The organism is Providencia rustigianii, from assembly GCF_900637755.1.
In the GTDB taxonomy this organism is placed as follows: domain Bacteria; phylum Pseudomonadota; class Gammaproteobacteria; order Enterobacterales; family Enterobacteriaceae; genus Providencia; species Providencia rustigianii.
Window position 1 is genome coordinate 2,436,760 of the sequence record NZ_LR134396.1, and the last position, 26,476, is coordinate 2,463,235.

21 protein-coding genes are annotated in these 26,476 nt (G+C 42.3%); 7 read left to right on the forward strand and 14 right to left on the reverse strand.

Annotated elements, in window-relative coordinates; all coding sequences use genetic code 11:
- Positions 1 to 64: 64 nt before the first annotated feature.
- Together EL244_RS11235 and EL244_RS11240 are read left to right on the forward strand one after the other, a co-directional pair.
- Positions 65 to 985 carry a DMT family transporter gene (locus tag EL244_RS11235; protein WP_126460966.1) on the forward strand — a complete coding sequence of 307 codons (921 nt, stop codon included), beginning with the start codon at positions 65 to 67 and terminating at the stop codon, positions 983 to 985.
- A gap of 315 nt (positions 986 to 1,300) precedes the next feature.
- Positions 1,301 to 5,968, forward strand: a complete 4,668-nt coding sequence (locus tag EL244_RS11240; protein WP_126460969.1) for a tetratricopeptide repeat protein — start codon at positions 1,301 to 1,303, stop codon at positions 5,966 to 5,968.
- 58 nt (positions 5,969 to 6,026) lie between these two features.
- Here EL244_RS11240 and EL244_RS11245 read toward each other — a convergent pair whose 3' ends face one another.
- Positions 6,027 to 7,466 (reverse strand): sensor histidine kinase, encoded by a 1,440-nt coding sequence (locus EL244_RS11245; protein WP_126460972.1) that lies wholly within the window; start codon positions 7,464 to 7,466, stop codon positions 6,027 to 6,029.
- On the reverse strand, positions 7,463 to 8,131 hold the full coding sequence (gene tctD, locus EL244_RS11250) for a transcriptional regulator TctD (protein WP_006815569.1): 669 nt from the start codon (positions 8,129 to 8,131) through the stop codon (positions 7,463 to 7,465). Before tctD ends, EL244_RS11245 begins: the two co-directional genes overlap by 4 nt.
- 341 nt (positions 8,132 to 8,472) lie before the next feature.
- Between tctD and EL244_RS11255 the strand changes: the two genes are divergently transcribed.
- From EL244_RS11255 to EL244_RS11265, 3 genes are read left to right on the forward strand one after another with little or no spacing between them, the layout of a single operon-like run.
- The gene (locus EL244_RS11255; RefSeq protein WP_006815570.1) at positions 8,473 to 9,447 is read left to right on the forward strand and encodes a Bug family tripartite tricarboxylate transporter substrate binding protein; all 975 of its coding nucleotides are present in this window, start codon (positions 8,473 to 8,475) and stop codon (positions 9,445 to 9,447) included.
- Positions 9,448 to 9,459: 12 nt separating this feature from the next.
- The gene (locus EL244_RS11260; RefSeq protein WP_006815571.1) at positions 9,460 to 9,891 is read left to right on the forward strand and encodes a tripartite tricarboxylate transporter TctB family protein; all 432 of its coding nucleotides are present in this window, start codon (positions 9,460 to 9,462) and stop codon (positions 9,889 to 9,891) included.
- Between the two features lie 10 nt (positions 9,892 to 9,901).
- Positions 9,902 to 11,410: a tripartite tricarboxylate transporter permease gene (locus tag EL244_RS11265; protein ID WP_006815572.1), complete on the forward strand. Its 1,509-nt coding sequence runs from the start codon at positions 9,902 to 9,904 to the stop codon at positions 11,408 to 11,410.
- Between the two features lie 67 nt (positions 11,411 to 11,477).
- On the opposite strand, the gene EL244_RS11270 is transcribed toward EL244_RS11265, so the two are convergent.
- Together EL244_RS11270 and EL244_RS11275 are read right to left on the reverse strand one after the other, a co-directional pair.
- The gene (locus EL244_RS11270) at positions 11,478 to 11,801 is read right to left on the reverse strand and encodes a hypothetical protein (RefSeq protein ID WP_006815573.1); all 324 of its coding nucleotides are present in this window, start codon (positions 11,799 to 11,801) and stop codon (positions 11,478 to 11,480) included.
- 156 nt (positions 11,802 to 11,957) lie between these two features.
- On the reverse strand, positions 11,958 to 12,428 hold the full coding sequence (locus EL244_RS11275; protein ID WP_006815574.1) for a DMT family transporter: 471 nt from the start codon (positions 12,426 to 12,428) through the stop codon (positions 11,958 to 11,960).
- A gap of 102 nt (positions 12,429 to 12,530) precedes the next feature.
- On the opposite strand from EL244_RS11275, the gene EL244_RS11280 reads away from it, so the two are divergent.
- Complete coding sequence (locus tag EL244_RS11280) at positions 12,531 to 13,448, forward strand: LysR family transcriptional regulator (protein WP_126460975.1); 918 nt, start codon at positions 12,531 to 12,533, stop codon at positions 13,446 to 13,448.
- Between the two features lie 116 nt (positions 13,449 to 13,564).
- On the opposite strand, the gene fabB is transcribed toward EL244_RS11280, so the two are convergent.
- A complete protein-coding gene (gene fabB / locus EL244_RS11285; protein ID WP_126437008.1) occupies positions 13,565 to 14,776 on the reverse strand; it encodes a beta-ketoacyl-ACP synthase I in 1,212 nt (403 codons plus the stop codon).
- Positions 14,777 to 14,983: 207 nt separating this feature from the next.
- On the opposite strand from fabB, the gene mnmC reads away from it, so the two are divergent.
- On the forward strand, positions 14,984 to 17,014 hold the full coding sequence (gene mnmC, locus EL244_RS11290; protein WP_172597523.1) for a bifunctional tRNA (5-methylaminomethyl-2-thiouridine)(34)-methyltransferase MnmC2/FAD-dependent 5-carboxymethylaminomethyl-2-thiouridine(34) oxidoreductase MnmC1: 2,031 nt from the start codon (positions 14,984 to 14,986) through the stop codon (positions 17,012 to 17,014).
- A gap of 68 nt (positions 17,015 to 17,082) precedes the next feature.
- Here mnmC and EL244_RS11295 read toward each other — a convergent pair whose 3' ends face one another.
- The 9 genes from EL244_RS11295 to hutU all read right to left on the reverse strand — a co-directional run bounded on the left by EL244_RS11295 (position 17,083) and on the right by hutU (position 26,457).
- Entirely contained in the window at positions 17,083 to 17,598 is a 516-nt protein-coding gene (locus EL244_RS11295; RefSeq protein WP_126460981.1) for a GNAT family N-acetyltransferase, read from the reverse strand.
- A gap of 6 nt (positions 17,599 to 17,604) precedes the next feature.
- Positions 17,605 to 17,877, reverse strand: coding sequence for a YfcL family protein (locus tag EL244_RS11300; RefSeq protein ID WP_006815579.1), 273 nt, complete (start codon positions 17,875 to 17,877; stop codon positions 17,605 to 17,607).
- Positions 17,878 to 17,907: 30 nt separating this feature from the next.
- On the reverse strand, positions 17,908 to 18,456 hold the full coding sequence (locus EL244_RS11305; RefSeq protein WP_126460983.1) for an elongation factor P hydroxylase: 549 nt from the start codon (positions 18,454 to 18,456) through the stop codon (positions 17,908 to 17,910).
- 17 nt (positions 18,457 to 18,473) lie between these two features.
- Positions 18,474 to 19,277 carry a TSUP family transporter gene (locus tag EL244_RS11310; protein WP_126460986.1) on the reverse strand — a complete coding sequence of 268 codons (804 nt, stop codon included), beginning with the start codon at positions 19,275 to 19,277 and terminating at the stop codon, positions 18,474 to 18,476.
- 173 nt (positions 19,278 to 19,450) lie between these two features.
- Entirely contained in the window at positions 19,451 to 20,539 is a 1,089-nt protein-coding gene (gene aroC / locus EL244_RS11315) for a chorismate synthase (protein WP_006815582.1), read from the reverse strand.
- Positions 20,540 to 20,641: 102 nt separating this feature from the next.
- Positions 20,642 to 21,574 (reverse strand): 50S ribosomal protein L3 N(5)-glutamine methyltransferase, encoded by a 933-nt coding sequence (gene prmB / locus EL244_RS11320; protein WP_126460989.1) that lies wholly within the window; start codon positions 21,572 to 21,574, stop codon positions 20,642 to 20,644.
- 191 nt (positions 21,575 to 21,765) lie between these two features.
- Positions 21,766 to 23,154, reverse strand: a complete 1,389-nt coding sequence (locus tag EL244_RS11325) for an amino acid permease (RefSeq protein ID WP_039855375.1) — start codon at positions 23,152 to 23,154, stop codon at positions 21,766 to 21,768.
- A gap of 78 nt (positions 23,155 to 23,232) precedes the next feature.
- Positions 23,233 to 24,765, reverse strand: coding sequence for a histidine ammonia-lyase (gene hutH, locus EL244_RS11330; RefSeq protein ID WP_126460992.1), 1,533 nt, complete (start codon positions 24,763 to 24,765; stop codon positions 23,233 to 23,235).
- Positions 24,766 to 24,777: 12 nt separating this feature from the next.
- Entirely contained in the window at positions 24,778 to 26,457 is a 1,680-nt protein-coding gene (gene hutU / locus EL244_RS11335) for a urocanate hydratase (protein ID WP_126460995.1), read from the reverse strand.
- Positions 26,458 to 26,476: the final 19 nt, after the last annotated feature.

Here is a 26,476-nt window from a genome sequence, read left to right on the forward strand (position 1 = left end):
ATCAGTATATATAATTTTTCAGACAGATGTATACTCCTGTGACTGATTAGGGAGAACCTTGTTAATGAAATATTTCCTGTTTCCGCTGATTGCGGTTTTACTGTGGTCGATGAATGCCATCGTCAATAAAGCAGCTGCGACTGCTATTGACCCTGCGGCAATCTCGTTCTATCGCTGGGCTCTAGCATTTTTGGTTATGACCCCATTTGTTTTACGCTCTGTATTACGTCATGCCAAAATCATCAAACAACATTGGTGGCAACTCGCTATTTTAGGCGCTTTGGGCATGATGCTATACCAAAGCCTAGCTTATTATGCGGCTCATACGGTTAGTGCCACATTTATGGGCGTCATGAATTCATTTATTCCACTGTTGACGGTGGTGATCAGCATTTTCGTCCTACGCGTTATTCCAACTGTTGGGATTGTTATCGGTTCACTACTCTCACTATTTGGTCTGGCTTGGTTAGTCAGCCAAGGGAATCCAAGTGCGTTACTCGATAATGGTCTTGGTCAAGGTGAATTGCTGATGATTGTCGCCTCTGCAGCCTATGCGCTGTATGGTGTTCTCACCAAGCGCTGGGCGATTCAATTATCAAGTTGGGATTCTTTATATGTGCAAATTTTCTTTGGGGTTTTATTATTAATTCCTAATTTCTTACTCGCTGATGACGTTTCACTGAATCGAGATAATGTGGGGTTAGTTTTCTTTGCCGGGATTGCCGCGTCAATCATTGCCCCTGCATTATGGATCAAAGGCGTTATTCATTTAGGTGCAAACACCGCTTCAATCTTTATGAATCTCGCCCCCGTATTCACAGCCATTATTGCTGTTTTCACTCTGGGAGAAGAGCTGAAAAGTTACCATTTAATTGGTGGTGGTGTCGTGTTACTTGGTGTGATGCTCGCTCAGCAATTACGCACTCCACTCACTCAAGTGTTTGCACGTAAAAGTAAAAGTGCACAAGAAGATATTTGTCCATAATTGACCTACTGTTATTTATCACTAAAAAAATCAATGCAATGTCGTGAACTCATATGCCCCACTTTGTGGGGCTTTCCTTTATCCACATTAATTCCTATCACTAACCTCTCATATCTAAACTATAAATCGGTATTGGCGCTCTTAAACTGAATAATCAGGCAAAATCTGATTGTATCTTATTTATATCCCCCTAGACTTAAGCCAAATAGCCCTCTATTAATTAAGGGTATTCATATTGCCATGAAATATTGATTCGATATGCCTATAAGGATTATGGAATATCGAAAAATACATGCCCATTGAGATAAAATAACGATGACTAGACAACTTAAAATAGGTCTTTTTATATTTATAATAATTGCCATTTCAGCTGGTCTTTATCTTATAAATGCCTCCAGCCAGTCCAATTCAGCACAAGCAGGTTACGATTTATATCAACAAGGCGAAACTGAAGCCGCTTTTGCTCTATTTCAAAAGAATGCAGAGAGCGACTCTCAATCCGCTTACGCATTAGCCATGATGTATAAAGAAGGAATTGGGACACCGCCAGACGAGAGTAAAGCCCAATATTGGTTGGAGAAATCCGCATCACAAAACAATAAAAGTGCACTCTATAACCTTGGTTTTTACCGCTACAATCAAGAAATAGAGGGAACACCAGACGACTTGTATGGCTTAGTATCGTTAACAAAGTCTGCGGATTTTGGCGTACAAGAAGCTCAAATTATGGTCGGCAGTATTTATATTGCAGACAAAACTGAAAAAATCCCACAAGACATTGAACTAGCCCGCCAATATTTTACACTTGCGGCAAAACAAGATTCTCAATTTGCTAAATTTGCCCTTGGCTATATTGCTCATGATTTTGATAAAGACAATAAAAAAGCAGTAGAAATCTTAACCCCACTGGTTAGTAAAAACTTTCCATTACCTGCCATGTTACTTGCAACAATCTATACGGAAGGTGGAAATGGAGTCACACCTAATAAATTTTTTGCCGAAAAATATGAGCGAATATCGATGGCGTCTGCCTTAGAGTTTGTTTCAGATACAAATGAATTTGAACCAGCCCCACTCTCTATTTATGGTTCTCAGACACCAGAAGAAAAACAAAAAATTATTGAAAATTTAGAAGAAAGAGCTCGCCAAGGGGATGAACTAGCCATTTATATTTTATATCAGAAATACATGTTCGGTGATGGAGTTAAAAAGGATAAAAATATTGCATTAGCGTATTTACGTCCTTTAATACAACAACGTTCACCAAAAGCTTTGTACTTAAATTACCTTACGGATAAAAATAATCTCGATGATTTAATCGAAGCAGCTGATCTCCAATATCCTGATGCGATGTATCAAGCATACCAAGTTTATTCAGGTAATACGTTTAATTTCAATATCGAACGCAATGACACACTCGCCAATAAATACCTCATGGGCGCAGCAGATTTAGGTCATCATGATGCTCTCGTTGAGATCGTTGAAAAATCAATTACCAGCTACCAATTTCCAAATCGTCAGTTAATTGATTTGATAACAAAATATACACCCATATTAATGGAGAGATACCCTAATTCACCGGAGGCTTTAGTCGTTACAAGCCAAGTATACGGTAAAGAAGATAGCCCACTATATTCTCCAGAAAAATCTTTTTCTGCTCTAGAAAAAGCCAATAAAATTGCCCCTGACTATAATTCTCAAGTACAACTAGCTCGTTATTATATTCGTGGTTTTGGTACAAAAACAGATTTAGAAAAAGCGGTTAATATACTCAAATCTAATTTAGATGACCGAGGTATCCCCTCCACTGCCGATCGATTGTTAGTTCAACTTTATTATCATAGTGACATTCAGGCTTACATAGATGAAAGAACGATCATTGATATTTTAAAGAATGATGTTATAGAAAGAGAGAATTATGAATTAGCACATTTCTATGCCAATTATTTATTACAAGAGAACCCTGAAAAAAATAGCAAACTTGCTTTTGATTTATTTGAAAAATCGAGTGAATATAGCCAAAGTGCTCATATTCACTATGCCGCAGCATTATTAAAATACAAACCGGAGCAAACCGATTTTGCCTCTAAACTTATTGTCAATCTGCTATCTTCGGAAAGTAATAAGGCAGAAATCACACCAGATGAAAAAGATGCAGCCACCGATATTCTCTTAAAAATAGGCTTCCAAGCACCAGAGACTAAAAGTTTACTGATAAATTTAGCGCTATATGACAAAAATTCAAAAGCTATCGCACTTGTAGAGCCACAAGTTGGTATTGACGCGGATATCACCTATTTATATGGCATTACAAAACTGACCCAATTAACCGAGGTCGACAGTTTAAGCAACGATGAACTAAAACCCTATTATGATACTATTCTCAACGCAGCTGAATTAGGTAGCTCATCCGCTTATTTGTATATAGCTCAAAACCTTGATAGTGTTAATTATTATAATAGAACACCCTATTATAAAGCCCGATTCCAACAGATCACCGGACTCACGCCAAATGATCTAATCCCCAAATATAAAAAATGTGCAGAATTAGGCAATAATCGCTGCCTATATGAATTGGGTGAGATTTATCAAGAGGGAAAATATGGGGAAGATCCTAACTATGACATTGCATTGGAATATTATGAAAAAATATCAGATCCCGACTTTAGCTTTTTAAAATCACGTAAAAGTGAAATTGCAAAATCAAAAGCTAATTTCATTCAGATTCAAAATGATGCTAAGAACAACAATCCTGAAGCATTACGAACATTAGCTAATGCCTATAAATTTGGAAATTATGGACAAAAAATTGATGAAAAAAAATGGCTTGAATATTTAACTATTAGTGCAAAGTTCAATAACCAGCAAGCCTTAAATGATTTAGTCGATTATTACAGCCAAGACCAATTTATTGATGCTAATAAGGCTAAAATATTAGCTTATTATGACCAATTAGCTGAATTAGGTGACCAACATTATACCCGAGAGTTGGCTCATCAGTATTTAAATGGTAGCCGCCTTGTTGAGCCTGACCGCCAAAAAGCTCGCGAGTACTATATTAAATCTGGGAGTTGGGGAGATCAGTATATTCAATATATGAACAAGTATGATCTTGGCATGAAAATGTTGAATGAAAGTCCATCTGCAAAATTCAATGTCGGGGATGCTTATTTATATGGTAATGGCGTAAAACAAGACACCAATGAAGCTATTAAATATTTAAAACAAGCCAGTGATGAAGGAAATAATTTAGCCATACGGCGTTACACCGAACTACTCTACATGGGTATTTACGATAAAGAGAAACACCAATGGCTCGCTGAACCAGATTGGGATAATGCCATATTTTATTTAAGAAAACACACGGAGCCTGAGCGTGTAAAAACCTATATTGATGTATATGAGACCCTCGTAGAGCCTGCACAAAAAGGGGATGCTGCTGCTTATGCTAAATTAGGTGACTGGTATTATTCTTGGGGAAATAACGCGGCAGCACAACTGTACTATATAAAAAGCATTGACGCAGGTAACATTGCAGCTTATCGACCCTTAGACAGTGTTACTGAAGATCCTTTAGTAAAACGCCAAAATTATTTGGATGGAACAGCAAAAAATGACCTGTACTCCAAAGTTCAGCTTGCTCAAGTTTATCTGCATGACGCCAATATAGATAATAACTCTCCAGACTATAATCTTGCTCTGCAATACCTGGATGTCGGGATGAAATCTACTGATGCCTTTATTTCAGATAGTGCATTTGAATCATTAGCAAATTTATATAAAAACGGCATCTTGCTGGAAAATGATCAGATTCTACGTCCTATCAATAGTGAAAATTACCTTGAATTAATTCAAAATCAAGCTGAAAAACGCCCTGATGCATTAATTCGTTTATATAACTATTACGCTAGCATCGATAAGCCAAAGGCTCTCGATTATTTATATCGTGCTCATCAGCAAGGGGACTTAAATGCCACCTTCAATCTATATGAAATCAATAATCCAGGGGAATACTGTACCAACAGTCGTAATGCAGATATCGATAAATCTAGTATTTACTTAAAAGAATGGCTCGACAAAAAACAATTTGGAAAAAATACAGATAGAAGCTATATCCAAGAACCTGAAAATTTAAGTAAAAAAATGGGAGATGTGTACTTAGATGGAAGCTGTGATATGCCCAAAAATATCGATAAAGCTATTGAATGGTATCAAATTTCTTTAAATTATCATGATACTCATGCACTAAATAACCTGTATCAAGCCTATATAGAAAAGAAGGATGCTAAACAGGCTTACTACATTGCATTACGTTTAGAGAAAGACCCTGAAAATATTGAGTTATTGGATACGTTATTACCGCAAGAACGACAAGAAATAGATCAACGAGTTGCCGATGAGCAAGCATTCCAAAAATATGGACGTTTTGCTCAGCAAATTGAAGAAAAGCGCCTTAAAGCTGAAGCCGGAGATCGTATCGAAGCATTTTCATTAGGTATTAGTTATGCTCGCGGAGAAATGGTGCCAGAAGATACGCAAAAGATGATCTACTATTATGAATTAGCTGGAAAAAATGGTTACTCACGCGCCTACAATATATTAGGAAACCTTTATCGTAAGGATAATGAACGCGACATTGAAAAAGACTTTCCTAAAGCCCTTTATTACTTTGATTTAGGTGCACAACAGAATGACAGTAATACCGCACATTTAGCCGGAGATATGCACTATTTCGGTCAAGGAATACCGAAGGATTATATCCAGGCTGCAAAATACTATGAGATTACCGACTTAGAACAAGGTACCCATCATGCAATGGCAAAATATAAACTTGCCTACATGTATTACAACGGTTTAGTTGGCACTAAGAGTAAAGATGATATTCAAAAAGCCCATGATTATCTTGAGATGGGTGCAAAATATTTAGATAAAGACTCGATGGTGGCATTAAAGGAATGGGACTTTAGTATTTTAAATCAATAGGTTATTAACTCACACCAATAAAAGTATCTCATTCGCCCTCGCCTACTTGGTGAGGGCTTTAATTTTGAGTCTTCGGCGGTCGACTTGTTTTCAGTGTAATCCGCACCAGTAATCCACCCAACTGTTCACTTTTGAGTAGCTGCAATTCAGAACCATGGTAATTGGCAATATCTTTCACTAAGGCTAAGCCCAGCCCTGAACCCTCCAAGCCTTTAGCATTATTTAATCGCATAAATGCTTTGACTGATCGGTGAATATGTTTATTTGCAATACCCGGCCCAGAGTCTTCAATTTCCAATTTCACCATCGATTTATGCAATTCATCAGCGACCACACGCACAGTCACAATGCCATTTTCAGGGGTATATTTGATTGCATTATCAATCAGATTGGCGCACATTTCAGCCAGCAAAATAGACTCGCCTTTGACCCAACAGATATCCAGCCCCTCATACCCTAAATCAATCTGTTTACTTTCAGATTGCCCCAAACGGGTAAAACAAACTTGCTGAACAATCTCGACTAGATTCACTGCGCGATAGAGTTTAATCGCCGATTTTTCATGCTCTTTTAACCGAGCGAGTTGCAATAATCTGTCGGTGAGAATAATCGTATCATCTAAGGTTTTATTGATGGCGTGTAAACTTTGCTGTTTTTGCTGTTCGTCATCACTGTTTAGCGCAACAGAAACTTGCGTTTTCAACACGGTAAGCGGGGTTTTTAATTGATGGGAAGCATCTGCACTAAAACGCTCTTGACGCTTTACCATGCGCTTAAGCCGTTCAACATAGCGATTCAATGCCTCAACTAATGGTGTTAATTCAGACCACGGTAACACATCAGGTATCGGCGTTAAGTCATTTGCAGCACGTCCGAGCATTAAATTAGACAATTTTTTCAGTGGCTTGAGCAATTTTCGCAGCAATAAATACGCTAACACTAGCGTCATAACCACCACGGTTCCTTGGCTCATAAGCGCAGAAATTAATAATTGATTCGCAAAATCTTGGCGAGAATAGACTGTTTCAGCGACTCGAATCTCCACCATTCCTTGAATTCCGCCTTCATTGATAGGCTGAAAAAAGGTTGCGACTCGGATAGGTAAGCCTCGATACTCCGCATCATAGAAATAAACTAATGCCGTGTAATGTTGAGAACGTAGCCAATAAGGGGGAATACCGGGCAGATCATCGTAGCCGGAGATAGTTTCCCCTTGTGGCGAAATGACTTGGTAAAATAATCGGTCATTATTATTCAATTCGAAACTATCTAGCACGACATAAGGCACATCCACCGATAAATGCCCTTCGACCACTTGGAGACGCTCAGCCACTGTTCTCGCTGATGCCAGTAACGTACGATCATACGCTAAGTTAGCTGCATTTTTAGCGCTGTAATAGTGGGTATAGACAGAGAAACTGCCTAATAAAATGAGGGGGATACCGAAAAAAAGCAGTAACTGATGAAAGAGAGAGCGTGGATGAGAGACAAATTTCATACACTACACTGCTCTAATCGGTATCCTAATCCGCGTAACGTATTGATATTCACATCCGAGCCTGCCAATTTTTTTCTCACTCGGTGAACATACAGTTCAATACTTTGTAAGTTAGCCTCATCCGACAATGAAAAAACCTGCTCAAACAGCTGAGTTTTGGAAACTGGCCTTCCCCTTCGATGAAAAAGTGTATTTAATACAGCGTATTCTCTAGGTGTTAATCCAAGCGGTTCCGCGCGCAATAAAAAATAACCATCATCATGAAAACACAAGTCTCCATAACACTGAGATTCATTGATATTGCCATGACTGCGTCTTAGTAAAGCACGAATTCTGGCTTCTAATTCTGCAATATCAAAAGGTTTAGTGAGATAGTCATCCGCGCCTGCATTCAGCCCTTTCACTCTGTCTGATACATCCGAATTTGCCGTCAGCAGCAAGACTGGAGTTTCTTGCTGGCGCTTTCTCATCGAAGCCAAAACCTCCAAGCCATTCATGCGTGGCAACGAAACATCCAACACCACCAATGAATAATCTTCTGTTTGTAATAGCTGGTCAGCAATATAACCATCATCGGCAATGTCGACTGCAAATCCCGATGCGGTTAATGCTTTCTGTAACCACAATGACAACTCTTCATGATCCTCAACCAATAGCATTCTCATTAGTCGCACACTCATTATGATTATTTATGCGTACACGTTGGCATCCAATTGATTGGAATAAAAGTGTTAAACGTCATTTTTACCGCGCCTATCACAACTATCCTGTCTTATTCCTCATCTTTAGATTGGATTTAACATTAAATCAACATATCAGAGTAGTAGAAAGATAAAACAATCTGATATGTATCACATAAAAATAATTTTATTTGTTAATGAAAGGTAAATGAAAGGTTCCAAGACCAATGATGGATGGCGAACACAAAATATCCATAACGATTCGCAGACCACAACATAGCAACAACAACTAAATCATTTAATTATTGTCTAGTGAGGAATGAAGCATGAAGAAGTTCACAATCAATACCTTAGCTGCAGCAATTTTTTTAGTTGGCGTTAACCAAGCCGTGGCATTACCAGAAAGAACAGAATGTATCGCCCCTGCAAAACCCGGTGGTGGTTTTGATTTAACCTGTAAACTTGTTCAAGTTTCCTTGCTGGAAACTAAAGAAATTGAAAAACCAATGCGCGTCTCCTATATGCCAGGTGGTATCGGTGCCGTTGCTTACAATGCAATTGTTGCACAGCGCCCAGCAGAACCGGGCACTATTGTTGCCTTCTCTGGCGGTTCTTTACTCAACCTCGCACAAGGCAAATTTGGGCGTTATAACGAAAATGACGTGCGCTGGCTGGCTAGCGTGGGCAGCGATTATGGCATGATTGCCGTACGAGCTGACTCCCCCTACAAAACCCTTGCTGAGTTAATGGATACCTTCAAAAAAGATCCAAATAGCATCGTCTTCGGTGCTGGTGGCTCCATCGGTAGTCAAGATTGGATGAAAACGGCATTGTTAGCCAAAGCCATCAATCTTGACCCTCGCAAAATGCGCTATGTCGCATTTGAAGGGGGTGGTGAAACCTTAACGGCGCTGCTCGGTAACCATGTCCAAGTACTTTCAGGGGATATTAGTGAAATGACCCCATACATCAATGATGGGAAAATTCGTATTCTTGCGGTCTATGCTGACAAACGTCTACCCGATGGACTCGCCAATATTCCAACCGCTAAAGAACAAGGCTACGACATTGTTTGGCCAATTATTCGTGGTTTTTATATGGGACCAAAAGTCTCTGACGCAGACTATAACCAATGGGTTGAAGCCTTCCAAAAACTACAACAAACCGATGAATTTAAAAAGCAACGCGAGTTACGTGGGCTCTTTGAATATAACTTAACCGGCGCTGAATTAGATTCTTACGTTAAGAAAGAAGTTGAAAACTATCGTGAGCAAGCTCGTTCCTTTGGATTAGCAAAATAACGGAGTCATACCATGAGCCAACGCATATTCGCCATAGTCTGGCTAATATTGTGTGGCATCGGGCTTTATATCGGCTGGGGCATACAAAGTGAGTTTTCATACGAACCTTTGGGCCCCCGCCCCTTCCCGATAGCCATACTTTCTTTAATGACTTTATGTGCTTTAGCACTACTTTTTGGCAAGCAAGAAGCTATTGAATGGCCAAAATCCTACGTTCTACGCCGTTTAGTGATCCTAATTATCTCGTTAGTGGTCTACGCATGGGCGTTTGAATGGTTAGGTTTCCCGTTAGCTACTGCACTACTGACGGTCAGCGTTGCATTGCTATTCGGAGCAACGCCATTAGCCGCAATCATTTCGGGGCCAGTTCTTGGGATCTTTTTATTCTATGCCTTCGACAAATTACTCGACGTGACGTTGCCAATCGGCGAACTTTTTAGCTAAGGGGATCAGTATGGAAACTTGGATGTATCTATCTCAAGGCTTTGAGGTTGCGCTGGTACCTCAAAATATTATGATTGGGTTAATCGGCTGCTTTATCGGTACGATTGTCGGTATGCTACCCGGCTTAGGTCCAATCAATGGCGTCGCAATTTTATTGCCCCTCGCCTTTGCACTAAAATTACCGGCAGAATCTGCACTGATTTTACTCGCCACCGTCTATTTAGGCTGTGAGTATGGCGGTCGAATTTCGTCTATTCTCCTGAATGTCCCGGGAGATGCGGCAGCCATCATGACCACGTTAGATGGTTACCCAATGGCAAAACAAGGAAAGGCGGGTGTTGCACTTTCCATTTCAGCTGTTAGCTCATTTATTGGTTCAACGATTGCAATCGTTGGTATCATTTTGTTCGCACCGTTATTAGCAGAATGGTCACTCGCCTTCGGTCCCGCCGAATACTTTGCACTGATGGTCTTCGCGATCGCCTGTTTAGGCAGCATGATGAGCCAAAATCCGGTGAAGTCATTACTTGCTGCCTTGATAGGGCTGGCCTTTGCAACCGTCGGGGTCGATGCCAACTCTGGGGAATACCGCTTTACGTTTGATAGTGTGAATTTATCTGATGGCGTGCAGTTTATTGTCGTAGTTATCGGGCTGTTCTCTGTCAGTGAAATTCTCTTGATGCTGGAAAGCACCGCCGCTGGGCAAGGCTTGATCCGCAAAACAGGTAGAATGTTGTTCAATCGTAATGAAGCCAAAGAGTGTGTTGGCCCTACATTACGCTCCTCTTTTATCGGCTTTTTTGTTGGTGTTTTACCGGGTGCCGGCGCAACAATCGCCAGCGCCATTACCTACATGACTGAGAAAAAAATTGCGGGAGAAAAAGGTACCTTTGGTGATGGTGATGTGCGTGGTGTTGCTGCACCTGAAGCCGCAAATAATGCCTCCGCGTGTGGATCGTTTATCCCCATGTTAACCCTTGGTATTCCGGGTTCGGGCACCACGGCGGTAATGATGGGCGCCTTAACACTGTACAATATTACTCCAGGTCCGGGCATGTTTACTGAGCAGCCGGATATAGTCTGGGGACTCATTGCCGCACTATTAATTGCAAACGTCGTTTTGCTGGTAATGAACATTCCCATGATTGGTGTATTTACCCGCATGTTAACTGTTCCATTGTGGTTCTTAGTTCCAGCAATAGCCAGTGTCTCCGCTGTCGGAGTTTACGCAGTTCATAGCACCACATTTGACTTACTGCTTATGATGGGGCTTGGGGTCTTCGGTTTTATATTACGAAAAATGAATTTCCCCCTTTCCCCATTGATTCTTGGCTTTGTATTAGGTGAGATGCTGGAGCAAAATTTACGTCGCTCTCTTTCAATCAGCAATGGGGATTTCAATATTCTGTGGAGCAGCCCAATTTCGAAGAGCTTATTGATTTTGGCGATATTCGTGCTGGTGTTACCACCTATCGTAAAAATTATCCGCAAGCGTAAACACAAAACAGCGCAAGCTTAATTCCTTACTGCACTTTATCTCAATGAGAGTTCGCCCCAATTAACCATTGGGGCTTTTTTTCGCCAAACTAATTTTCTTGCTTCGGATAGCCCTGCTCGCGCAGCCATTCACGCCCGAGATCAATAGTGGGTGTTTGCACAATAAACACAAACATCAACCCGATCAGACCACCGATGATCGCGCCGCCGAGAAAACCGCCAGAAAAGAAATTTAATTGATACAGCACAAATGCAAGTACGCAAGAAAGTAATAGTACCAATCCATTCAATTTCCAGTATTTTGCGCCCATACGTTTCTTGCCTTCTTTCAGGCATTGTCTAAAAAGTTGTCCTTGCGTCTTTCTATCTAGACCCTTTAATTCAGGAACGCTACCCGCAGTCCAATATGCCATCTTTCTTTCCTTATTTTATTCATATTATAGTGCGGGATATTTATACAGATTTATATCGAAATAAGCTCACAGATAAGTCCGATAAGTCACGGTAGGAAAGCACTTGGCCCACGATCTGAAGCATATAACTCGATTCACTTTTCAAACTAAAATCGATTATTTTCGTGAGAACTGTACACATAAAACACCTAAAATGACCAAACCAATGCCCACGATTTTTTCAATGGGAATGGAATTTCGATTCATACCAAACCAGCCAAATTGCTCGATAAGCGCAGAAATAATTAATTGGCCTGCAATCACTAAAACAAAGAATGTTGTACTGCCAATTTTAGGAACCAAAATTAGAGCCGACGTGAGATACAGCATTCCAGCAATACCACCAAACCAAATCCAGATGGGTTGATTAAACAACTCAGTACTAAAATGGGGTTTTGGCACTTTAAAAATAATTAAAAGTGGAATCAACACAATTAGGCTGATCACTAAGGATGTGGCGCTCGCCCATAATGGATGACCTAGCTGCCGTGCTAATATGGCATTACTCGCCGCTTGGATAGGAACAACCGCGCCGGCAAATAGTGCAACAAAAGCCAGTAAAATTCCTGTAATTGACATTGCTGACATCGAAACCTCGACATTAATATTGACTAAAATTGAATAGTTGCCATGTTAAAGAGAGATAACGAGATTGGGAAATGAACAGTTTTATAAGGTACTATTCATAAGATGAATAACTTAAGAAAGTTAGATTTGAATCAATTGGTGACGTTATCGGTATTATTGCGAGAGCGTCATGTAAGTCGAGCGGCTGAAGCTTTGTATAAGAGCCAGCCTGCGGTCAGCCATGCTTTAAATCAATTGAGAGAATTATTTCAGGACCCCTTGCTGGTTCGTCGCGATGGCCAGTATCAATTGACCAGCAAAGCAGAATCTCTTTGCATCCCATTAAATGAAGCATTAAATCAGCTAGATGATTTGATTGCCCAAAAAAAATTCAATCCACTGAGTTGCCAAAGACACTTTAATATTGCGATGTCAGACTATGGGGCGGCTTTAATCGCTGTAAAACTCGTTCCCTATTTACGCAAGTATGCACCGGATATTGACCTTAAAATATGGCATTGCAGTCGGGAGGAAATGCAAAATAAATTGCATGAAGGCAGTTTAGATTTAGCCTTTGGGGTATTCAATACGCTGGATTACTCACTACGGAATCAAATTGTTTTTACGGATAAGTTGGTCAGCATCGTTGACCCTCAGGTTTGTTCGCAGGGGAAGATGGATTTAGTTGATTGGATATCATACCCCCATATTTTAGTGAGTATGAAACCTTTCGATGCTAATGAAATTGATCATCAATTACAATTAATAAATCAACAACGCCGTATTGCAGTAACAGTGCCTTATTGGCAAATTGCGCCCCAATTATTAATGGGAACTAATTTGATTTTAACCGTAGCCCAAAAAGCCATTCCGCTGTCCATGTCAGACAAATTTACGCTATTTACGCCCCCATTATCTCTCCCTGATTTGGATTTCCAAATGATATGGCACCAACGCAGTGATGCAGATAAGGCCGTATATTGGCTGAGAGAAACAATCGTTGAACTCTTAAAAGAGGAAGGTGAGTTTTATTATGAATAGACTATTTAGTGAGATATTTGACGTTTTCATCCGTTATCGGGAAAGCATCAAAGTAAAAAGCGAGAGCATCAGCCCTCGCTTTCTTTAGTCCTAACCAGAAACCTAACAAGGTTCGATTAAGCTTTCAGTTTGCTCATTACCAGCGTTGCGTTTGTCCCGCCAAAACCAAAGCTGTTGGACATTACGGTATTCAGCGCTTGCTCTGTTGGCTGAGTCACGATATTTAAGCCAGTCGCTTTTTCATCAAGGTTTTCAATATTAATGCTTGGTGCAATAAAACCGTGCTCTAACATTAACAAGCTATAAATCGCTTCCTGAACCCCTGCGGCACCTAAAGAGTGACCCGTCATAGCTTTAGTTGCAGAAATTGCTGGGGAGTTATTACCAAACACTTCTTGAATCGCTTCCAGTTCTTTCGTATCACCAACCGGAGTAGATGTACCATGCGTATTGATATAGTCGATTTTATCAACACCGTGCATCGCCATTTGCATACAACGAACAGCACCTTCACCTGATGGTGAAACCATGTCAGCACCATCCGATGTTGCACCGTAACCGACAACTTCAGCATAGATATGTGCGCCACGCGCTAATGCATGTTCTAATTCTTCAACAACCACAATACCGCCGCCGCCAGCAATAACGAAACCGTCACGGTCTTGGTCATAGGTTCTAGATGCTTTTGATGGAGTCTCGTTATATTTCGTTGATAACGCACCCATTGCATCGAATTCACAGGTCATTTCCCAGCTCAGTTCTTCGCCACCACCAGCAAATACCACATCTTGTTTACCCAGTTGGATCAGCTCAACAGCATGACCGATACAGTGTGCAGATGTTGAACATGCAGAACTGATTGAGTAGTTTACGCCTTTAATTTTAAATGGCGTTGCTAAGCATGCAGAGATACCGGAAGCCATTGCACGAGTCACCATATAAGGACCCACACCGCGTAAACCTTTAGCACGCATGCCATCTGAACCCGCAACTTGGTTACGTGGAGAACCGCCACCAGAACCAACAACAACACCTGTACGTAGGTTAGAAACTTGGTCTTCTGCCAAACCCGAATCTTTAATTGCCTGTTCCATTGACAGGTATGCATAGACAGAGCAGTCACTCATGAAACGGCGGATCTTACGGTCAATCAAACCTTCGGTATCCAGTTTAACATTACCCCAGACATGGCTACGCAGCCCTGCCTCTTTGAATTCTTCTGAGAAAGTGATCCCGGAACGACCTTCCTTCAGAGAAGCCAGTACCTCTTCCTGGTTATTACCAATGCTGGAAACAATACCTAGGCCAGTTATGACTGCACGCTTCATTCGTTACCTCATGTCTATAATTTTATGATGACGGGATTACTGTACTGGTTGTCACTTTAGCTTACACTTGTACGCTGAACAAGTCCGATCAGGGTAAATATTTGTATTTTTTTTCATATAGCACAAATAAGGCTTTTATGTGACGGTAGCCTTACACCAATATCAGCGTTAGAATTTGAATATGAATTTGCAATTACAGGTTTTAACGTGAAAAAGATAGCTGTACAAACCGCCCACCTCAGTTGGAATGAAGAAGGAACACCGATTTCAGAACAATTTGAGGATATCTACTTTTCTAACCAAAACGGGTTAGAAGAGAGTCGCCATGTGTTTTTACAAGGAAATCAATTCCCACAGCGATTTTTAACACACCAATATGAAACTTGTGTGATTGCAGAGACAGGATTTGGTACAGGATTGAATTTCCTAGCATTATGGCAGTTATTCAATCAGTTTAAAGCCGAAAATCCTCACGGAACTCTTCAGCGTCTACACTTCATCAGCTTCGAGAAATATCCGTTATCTCAGCAAGACTTAATCGCAGCTCATCGCTGTTGGCCAGAGCTTGCCGACCTTTCACAACAATTATGCCAACAATGGCCGCCCGCACTGCCCGGTAATCATCGTATTATTTTAGAAAATGGCAGTATTGTCTTAGATTTATGGATTGGTGATGTTAATACGCAAATATCCGTACTTAATGATAATTTAAACAATAAGATAGATGCTTGGTTTTTAGATGGTTTCGCACCTTCGAAAAACCCTCAAATGTGGAGCGAACACTTGTTCACTACAATGGCAAAATTAGCCCGTTCTGGGGGAACTTTTGCCACCTTTACTGTTGCAGGTTTTGTGAAACGAGGATTGCAACAAGCTGGCTTTACGATCAAAAAAATCAAAGGATTTGGTCAAAAGCGAGAAATGTTAACGGGGATATTAGAGAATAATTTGTCGAGTATTACTGCACCATGGTTTGCCCGACAACCCGCAAGTCGAACCGATGATATTGCCATTGTCGGGGGTGGATTAGCCAGCCTAGCACTTGCTAATTCACTGATTACACGTGGCGCCAACGTCACTCTATATTGTCAAGATCAGCACGTTGCCCAGAACGCTTCCGGAAATCGCCAAGGTGCGGTCTATCCATTGTTAACGGGAACCGATTCACCATTAGAACGTTTTTTTGTCAGCGGATTTCCTTTCGCGACTCGTTTTTATCATCAGCTCTCAGCGAAAGGGTTAAAATTTAATGGGGAATGGTGCGGCGTCAGTCAAATCGCATATAACGCAAAAGCGACAAAAAAAATTAATAATATGCTGCAAACAGAATGGCCAGAAGAATTCGCAGTAGGCAAGGACAGGCAGCAGCTCAGTGAATTAAGTGGCGTGGATGTGAACTATGGCGGGATCCATTACGCTATGGGAGGATGGCTATGCCCTGCTCAACTCTGTGAAAGCTTTGCTCAGTACCTCCGTCAACAAGGGGTTACATTCTGTTTTGACCATCAATTGACCGAGTTGACCCATACCGAACAAGGCTGGGAATTAACTCTAAATGGCGAGCAGAAAGCGTTTCATCAAACCGTTGTACTGGCAAATGGCCATCAGCTAAATCAGTTTGAACAGACAAAACGGCTCCCCATCACGCCTGTGCGGGGACAAGTTAGCCACATACCGACTAACCCAACCTTGCAGCGGCTAAAAAATGTCTTGTGTTTTGAAGGCTATCTAACACCAGAAGATACAACTAATGGTCACCATTGCTTAGGCGCGAGTTATCAACGGGACCATCTTGACATGGATTATCAAGAAGAAGAACAGCAAGAGAATTTGCAAAAATTACGCAATAGCTTACCGGAGGTGGATTGGGTTCAGCAGGTTGATATTTCAGACAAGCAATCTCGCCAAGGTATTCGCTGCGTGATCCGTGACCATCTTCCCCTACTAGGTAATGTCCCTGATTTTGATGCATTGATGACGGTTTATGAAAACCTACCTAATAAACTGGGGCAGCAGCAAACTATCCCTGACGCCCCTGTTTATCCAGATCTGTTCATTTTTGGTGCTCTAGGTGCCCGAGGGCTATCTACCGCTCCACTGTGTGCTGAAATTTTAGCCTCCCAAATCTTTAGTGAACCGTTACCCGCAGATGATGAGGTATTAGCTGCGCTACATCCTAATCGTTTTTGGGTGCGAAAATTACTGGCTGGACGCCCGATAACGGCTAAAGATGCGTAAAAATAATTAAGGCTGTCATCGGACAGCCTTAATTTTGATTGAGAGTTTAATTAGTATTGCGCCATTCATTACTGAATCATTAACTGCATCGCACAACGGTCAATGGCTTGGAAACCTGCATCAACTTCATGCTGAAGGATTTCCTGTAATGGCTCAGTGAGTTGAACGGGTTCTATAATCGAAAACCCGAGGCGTTGGTAATACGGTGCATTCCAAGCGACTTCACGAAATGTAGTCAACGTTACTTGGCTAATCTGTTGTATTTTTGCGAAACTAATAATTTGATTAATGAGTTTCTTACCTAGCCCCTGCCCGTGTGCTGATTGGCACACCGACAGTTCCACAATATGTAAACTATCAGCCAATCTCTGCGCCATAATAAACCCCACCGGTTTATCATGCTGATCGACTGCCAGCCATTCCATACCTTGTGTAATACACTCAATATGGTTGTCGACGGGCTGCACATCACTGTGGGCAATCCAATCAAATTTAGGATGTCCGGCAAAGGTTTGCCCCGCAGATTCTTCGACTGCGGGAAGACATTGGGCATCGGTTTGATTGGCTAATCGAATGGTATACACGGGAATTTAACGTACCGTATCCAGCAGGGTTTTCCACATCCCAAGCACTAAAATTTGGTCTGGTGGTGTTAATTCTCCCGCTTTAATCGCATTTTGGATACTTTGCTCTACACGTTGATACAGTGCGTCTACGCTACTTTCGTTTTCGTCTTCAAGCTCTGCCACTGCAAGGGTTAAGTGACCACGCAGATAACCACCAGCAAATAGTTCATCATCGCTGGCATGTTCAACCATATCATCAATTTTAGTCAGTATGCGTGTTTCAAAATCCGCAAGCATGCTTATTCCTTACTGTAGTGAGTGATTCAATTAAGCGAAAATATCTTCCGGATAAGGAAAAAGCTCCGCACAAAGTGGAGGCGTATTGTAAAACGATTGTAACGCATTAATAAAGCGTAGCGGTCTTTCTGGGATACCTTTTTCAAGATATTCCATTACTTGCCCATGAACTTTACGTTTAAACGCAATACGGTCAGGTTCAAAATTTCCATCAAGATTGTCACAACTGACATTAAATGGGATCCCCGCCGCCACACAAAAAAACCAATCGAAAGCTTGGGGCTTAATTTCGACCACTTCAAACTCACATTGTGTATTTGCATCGCGACCATCAGGGCAATACCAATAACCGTAATCTACTTGCTGGCGTCGTGCTTCTCCCGCAATGCACCAGTGGGAAATTTCATGCAGCGCACTGGTAAAAAAACCGTGAGCAAACACAATTTGGTTGTATGGAGTGGTTTCATCGGCGGGTAAATAAATCGGCTCATCGTCCCCTTTGACTAACTTGGTGTTGTACTCTTCACCAAAACACTCTTCAAAAATATCAATTAGTTGCTGATAATGATGTTGACTCATTGAATACTTAAATTATTTTAAAATAATGAGAGAAACCAAGCTTTAATGACATCACCATGGCTGTCATTTAACAGCTTGATGCTCATAAGTAGTGAAATAACCACTATCATTGGCCTGATAAGTTTTTGCCCTTTGGTTAAGACTAAACGCGCACCTAATCTTGCACCTAGCATTTGACCCGCTAGCATAACAAAACCTAGTGACCAAAGAACATGACCTCCGATAATAAAAAAGATCAACGACCCAAAATTGGAGGCAAAATTTAATAATTTAGCATGCGCCGTTGCTTTGGCTAGGTTATACCCAAGTAGCAATACATAGGCTAGTGCTAAAAATGATCCCGTTCCTGGACCGAAAGCACCATCATAAAAACCCATGGTCATCCCTGCGGCGACACCAAAAATTGGCATACTGACACGCTGAGGTCGATCCTTTACACCAATAGATGGGGTGAGTAAAAAATAAACCCCCACACAGATCACCATGACTGGTAACAATTGCTTCAAAAACGCCGTATCAATGGATTGAATTAAAATAGCCCCTAGCATTGCACCAATCATAGTCATCGCAAAAGGGAATATTTGTTCTCGCAGGTTGATCGCTTTACGTCGAATAAAATAGAGTGAGGCAGAAAAAGAACCACCTACCGCTTGTAACTTATTGGTTGCCAACGTTTCTACCGGAGTAATACCGACTGAAAGTAATGCAGGAATAGTGAGTAAACCACCACCACCAGCGATCGAGTCAATAAAACCAGCCAGCAAAGCGACGAAGAAAAGAAGTACATAAACTTCAGGAGCAACGGCGGTTAGCCAATCCATTTTATATTCCAGATAATTGAAATATTACGATGCAGATTTGTTATCTATCCATTAATCACTCGCGTAATCATGAATATCACAGCCCGGATGCATGATTCAATAAGGTCTCATCCCAACCTTTATAACGCACAGTGGATATCCGCAGATATCCACTGAAAAACCTATCGTACAACTTATTCGAACGGTGCCATGGTCGGAATCACATCCGCACACTGACCACGATGGCGTAAAAAATGGTCCATTAAAACAATGGCCATCATCGCTTCAGCGATAGGAACAGCACGAATACCAACACAAGGGTCATGGCGACCTTTGGTGATCATCTCAACTTCTTCACCATCACGGTTAAGGGTTTTGCCCGAAACAGTAATGCTTGATGTTGGTTTCATCGCAATATGGGCAACAATCGGTTGGCTGCTACTGATACCCCCCAAAATTCCACCTGCATGGTTAGACGTAAAACCATGACGGTTGATTTCATCACGGTTTTCACTACCTTTTAAGCTAACAACGCCAAAACCATCACCAATTTCCACACCTTTTACTGCATTAATGCTCATCAGCGCGTGAGCAATATCGGCATCAAGGCGGTCAAAAACGGGTTCACCTAAGCCAGCAGGAACATTTTCGGCGATCACAGTCACTTTTGCACCGATGGAATCCCCTTCTTTTTTCAAGCCACGTAACAGCTCATCAAGGGCATCCAGCTTACTTGGGTCTGGGCAAAAGAATGGGTTCTCTTCAACAATCGACCAATCTTTGATTTCACACTCAACATGGCCCATTTGCGTTAAACAAGCCCGAATTTGAATGCCAAATTTCTCTTGCAGATATTTTTTCGCAATAGCGCCCGCCGCGACACGCATTGCAGTTTCGCGCGCAGAAGAACGCCCACCACCACGGTAATCTCGCATGCCATATTTTTGCTCATACGTATAATCAGCATGACCGGGGCGGAATACATCTTTGATTGCGCCATAATCTTGAGAGCGTTGGTCTGTATTTTCAATCAATAAACCAATGCTGGTTCCTGTCGTCACGCCATTAAATACGCCAGAGAGAATTTTAACTTGATCAGGTTCACGACGCGCAGTGGTATAGCGCGAGGTACCCGGACGACGGCGATCTAAGTCGATTTGCAAATCAGCTTCTGTCAGCGCTAATCCAGGAGGAACGCCATCAACAATACAGCCTAGTGCAATTCCGTGTGACTCCCCAAAGGTGGTTACACGGAACAGTTGTCCAATTGAATTTCCAGCCATCCCCGTTCCCTATTGTCTACTGTTAGTATGCTTGTAAACAAATATGATGTGATAAGTAATTATTATGTTGTATTTGATTATGCTGAGTAACGCAACCCTTGATTAATCAATATATAAAGCAAAATGTGCATGGTGCTCGACTAACTGTTCGCGAGTCAGCATAAATACACCATCACCACCAAATTCGAAATCTAACCAAATAAACGGAATATCCGGATATTGTTCAATTAAGTGAACCATGCTGTTACCCACTTCGCACACTAAAATCCCTTCTTCAGTGAGGAAACGTGGTGCGTTTGCCAGAATACGGCGCACTAATTTTAAGCCATCGCTCCCAGCAGCTAACGCCAGTTCTGGCTCAACACGGAACTCTTCTGGCAGATCGTCCATATCTTCCGCATCCACATAAGGTGGATTGGTCACGATCAGGTCATATTTAACTTCCGGCATATCTCTGAATAAATCAGAACGAATTGGGATCACACGGTGCTCTAAACCGTGGTTGGCAATATTTTGCTCGGCAACAGCCAGTACATCCGCTGAAATATCGGCTGCATCCACTTCAGCTTCAGGGAATTCATGAGCGCAAGCAATGGCGATACAGCCACTTCCCGTACACAAGTCGAGAATGGTTTGTGGCTCGTCTGATAATAAACCGACAAAATGGTTATTAATCAGCTCACCAATCGGTGAACGTGGGATTAGGACGCGTTCGTCCACATAAAATTCGTGTCCACAGAACCAAGAGCTGTTTGTCAGGTAGGCAACTGGAATACGGTCATTGATACGACGTAAAACACGTTCAATGATGCGGTGACGCTCCGTTGTTGTCAGGCGTGAAGTTAGTAGCTCATCCGGTAAGTCGAGTGGCAAATACAGGCTTGGCAATATTAACTGTAAAGCTTCATCCCATGGGTTGTCGGTACCGTGACCATAATAAATGTTTGCAGCGTTAAAGCGGCTCATTGTCCAACGTAAAATGTCTTGAATGGTATGAAGTTCTGCGACGGCTTCATCAACGAAGATCTTTTCCAAGAAGGGTTTCTCCTACCTGTCGATTAAAAGGGAAAATGGAATCGCTAAAGTTTGCCACGAAGTGAGAGACAAATCAGCAGATTAATGCAATAAAATGTACAGGAAGGCAGATCTTTAGTGATGTGTTGATGAAAACAAACAAGCCCTTAGCTCTTACTAAGGGCCGTTAATACAAATTCATTTAAAATCTATTAAGCCAACTCTTCCGCATCTTGAGCCTGTTTTTCAGGTTTTTTTACCCAAACTGCATAAGCAATCGTCAATAAAATTAACCAGCCCAGCCCCACATACAACGCAATGCGTGTACTTTCAAAGTAACCAAGAACGCCGAAAATAAACAACATAAATGCAATGGCGAGGATTGGTGCGACAGGCCACATTGGTACTGGGAATTTCAATTGTTTCACTTGCTCTGGCGTCATTTGACGGCGCATTGCAAATTGCGACAATAAAATCATTAACCAGACCCAGATCGTGGCAAACGTTGCAATAGACGCAATCACCAAGAAAACATCTTCTGGAATTAAGTAATTTAAAACGACACCAATAAAGAGAACCAATACCATGACTAGTACCGTCATCCACGGTACGCCATTTTTGGTTAATTTAGTGAATGACTTAGGTGCCTGTCCTTCATGAGCCATACCGTACATCATGCGGCCTGCACCAAAAATATCACTGTTAATCGCCGAAATCGCTGCGGTGATCACCACCACATTCAAGATATTGGCCGCAGCTGATATGCCTAAGCTATCAAAAATTTGAACAAATGGGCTGCCATTTTGGCCAATTTGATTCCACGGATAGATACACATCAGCACAAATAACGTTAATACATAAAAAAGTAAGATTCTGACGGGAACCGCATTGATAGCTCGGGGAATAGTCACTTCCGGATTTTTAGCTTCACTCGCGGTGATCCCTATCACCTCTATCCCCCCAAAGGCGAACATGACAACGGCAAAAGAGGCAATGACACCGGCTACCCCATTTGGCATAAAGCCATTATGATCAAAGAGGTTAGAAACACCGACAGCATGGTCAGCCGATTGACCAAAGCCAAACATCATAATTGCCGCACCGCCTACAATCATCGCAACAATTGCCGCCACTTTGACGATAGATAACCAAAACTCCATCTCACCGAAGGTTTTAACATGGCATAAATTAATCGCGCCTATAAAACAAATAATACTCAGGACCCAAATCCATTGAGCGACATCAGGGAACCAGAGTTTCATGTATACCCCAAATGCTGTGACATCCGCTAAACAGACAATGAGCATTTCAAAGACATACGTCCAACCGGTAAAGAATCCCGCTCGCGCGCCCAGATAATGACTCGCATATTGTGAGAATGAACCGGCTAATGGGCTACGAACCGCCATTTCACCCAACGCACGCATCACCATAAAAACAGCTGCGCCGCCAATGATATAAGCAAGCAGAACCGCAGGCCCTGCGGTTTCGATTGCTTTTGCTGACCCATAAAATAAACCTGTACCAATTGCAGAACCTAAAGCCATAAATCGGATGTGACGCGCAGAAAGACCACGCGTAAGTTGTGATGTGCTTTGCATGTTTTTTCCTTCGTATTTTTTATCAGTCGTTTCGAAGAGAGATAGCAGCCGGTACATTGCCGGCTACTTTTATAACACTTATTTTGGGAAAACAGCGTTGACAGCAAACAGCATTGAAAGTTTATGTTGGTCGATCAGGTCGATAGCCGCATTAATATCCGGGGCAAAGTAGCGGTCTTTATCATAGTAAGCTACCTTATCACGCAACGTTTTACGGGCTTTCTCCAGTTTTTCACTTGATTTCAATCCTTCTCGGAAATCAATACCCTGACAAGCAGATAACCATTCAATGGCTAAAACGCCCGTGACGTTTTTTGCCATTTCCCATAAACGACGCCCTGCGGCAGGAGCCATAGAAACGTGGTCTTCTTGGTTTGCAGACGTTGGCAAGCTATCCACGCTGGATGGATGTGCTAGCGCTTTGTTTTCACTGGCTAATGCCGCAGCCGTTACTTGAGCAATCATAAATCCAGAGTTCACACCGCCATTATTGACCAAGAACGGCGGTAACTGGGACATATGCGTGTCCATCAACATGGCAATACGACGTTCAGAAAGTGCACCAATTTCAGCTAAAGCCAGCGCAATATTATCTGCCGCCATCGCCACTGGTTCCGCATGGAAGTTACCACCAGAAATAATGTCTCCGTTATCCGTGAAGACCAGTGGATTATCCGAAACAGCATTCGATTCAATGAGGATCACTTCCGCAGCGTAACGAATTTGTGTCAGGCAGGCTCCCATCACTTGAGGCTGGCAGCGTAGCGAGTAAGGATCTTGAACTTTCTTACAATTTTCATGGGATTGAGCCAACTCACTGGTTGACGAGAGCACTTCACGGAATAGAGCCGCCACGTCGATTTGCCCTTTCTGTCCACGCACTTCTTGCACACGAGCATCGAACGGTTTACGGGAACCGAGTGTTGCTTCCACGCTCAATGCCCCACAAATAATTCCTGACAGCAGTAAGTTTTCTGCGGCAAATAATCCTTTCAGAGCGAAAGCCGTAGATACTTGCGTACCATTAAGTAAAGCCAAGCCTTCTTTAGCTTCCAGAGTTAGCGGCTTCAGACCTGCTTTCTTAAGCGCTTCTTTCGCAGGAAGCCATTTCCCTTCAAAACGAGCTTCCCCTTCTCCCAGTAAAATTAAGCTCATGTGAGCGAGTGGAGCTAAATCTCCCGATGCCCCGACAGAACCTTTTGCTGGAATAAATGGATAAACTTGCGCATTCACTAAATCGACTAACGCATTGATAACTTCCAGTCGAATACCTGAGAAACCACGCGCTAGGCTGTTAATTTTGAGCACCATGATTAGGCGAACTAAGTCATCGTCCAAAGGTTCACCGATACCCGCCGCATGAGACATCACAATTGAACGTTGTAGAGATTGTAAATCTTGGCTAGCAATTCGCGTGTTGGCGAGAAGTCCAAATCCAGTATTAATGCCATAGGCTGTTTTATCTTCGGCTATAATTTGATTTACTGTTGCTACACTTTTTGCAATCGCACTATGGGCTTGTTTATCTAGTGAGACTGTTACGGGCTTTTGGTAGACAGTACGGATCTCATCGAGTGTCATTTTTCCCGGATGGATAGTTAATTTAGTCATCAATGTCACTCCTTAACGTGTTTTTATCATTGGTAAATTTAAGTTTTTTTCTTTAGCGCACTCGATGGCTATTTCATAACCTGCATCCGCATGGCGCATTACGCCAGTCGCAGGGTCGTTATGAAGTACACGCGCAATGCGCTCAGCAGCTGCATCGGTTCCATCACAGACAATGACAACACCAGAATGTTGAGAGAAGCCCATTCCAACGCCACCGCCATGGTGCAATGACACCCATGTTGCACCGCTGGCCGTATTCAGCAGAGCATTCAATAATGGCCAATCCGAAACCGCATCAGAGCCATCTTTCATGGCTTCAGTTTCGCGATTTGGACTCGCTACTGATCCGGAATCAAGATGGTCACGACCAATAACAATCGGGGCAGAAACTTCGCCACTTCGTACCATTTCATTAAAGGCTAAGCCTAACTTGGCACGGTCCCCCAATCCTACCCAGCAGATACGAGCGGGTAATCCTTGGAAGCTGATGCGCTCACGCGCCATATCCAACCAGTGATGAAGATGTTTATCATCAGGTAATAATTCTTTGACTTTCGCGTCAGTTTTATAGATGTCTTCAGGGTCGCCAGACAATGCAACCCAGCGGAATGGACCGACTCCACGACAAAACAGTGGACGAATATAGGCAGGAACAAATCCAGGAAAATCAAACGCGTTTTCCACACCCATTTCTAATGCCATTTGGCGGATATTATTGCCGTAATCAAACGTCGGGATCCCCTGAGCTTTAAATGCCAGCATAGCTTTGACATGTTCAGCCATGGATTTTTTCGCGGCTAACGTAGTGCCTTGAGGGTCATTAACGCTACGCTCACGATATTCATCCCAGCTCATTCCGATAGGCAGATAGCCATTTAATGGGTCATGAGCGCTAGTTTGATCCGTCACCATGTCAGGTTTAACGCCACGTCGAACTAATTCTGGCAATACTTCAGCCGCATTCGCACACAAGGCGATAGAGACCGCTTTGCCTTCCGATGTATATTTTTTAATGCGCGCTAACGCATCATCCAGATCCGTGGCTTGTTCATCCACATACTGGGTTCTTAAACGGAAATCGATGCGGCTTTGTTGACATTCAATGTTTAAAGAACATGCGCCAGCTAATGTTGCTGCAAGAGGCTGAGCACCGCCCATTCCGCCTAAGCCCGCAGTAATCACCCAGCGTCCAGTTAAGTCGCCGTTAAAATGCTGACGCCCTGCTTCTACAAATGTTTCGTAAGTTCCTTGGACAATCCCTTGGCTGCCGATATAAATCCAGCTACCTGCCGTCATTTGCCCGTACATGGCCAAGCCTTTGGCATCGAGTTCATTAAAATGCTCCCAATTAGCCCAATGAGGGACTAAGTTGGAGTTAGCGATTAATACGCGAGGGGCATTTTCATGTGTTTTAAATACACCGACAGGTTTTCCAGATTGCACTAACAGGGTTTCATCGCTGTCGAGTTTTTTTAGAGATTCGATGATTTGGTCATAGCATTGCCAATTACGCGCTGCGCGACCAATTCCACCATAGACGACCAATTCATGGGGATTTTCGGCTACGTCAGGATCAAGATTATTCATCAACATGTGCAATGGCGCTTCTGTTAACCAACTTTTAGCTGTCAATGCGTTTCCGCGGGGAGCTCTGATCTCAATATTACGATATTTATTATTTAGATTTGTCACGTATATACCTCACTAAGAT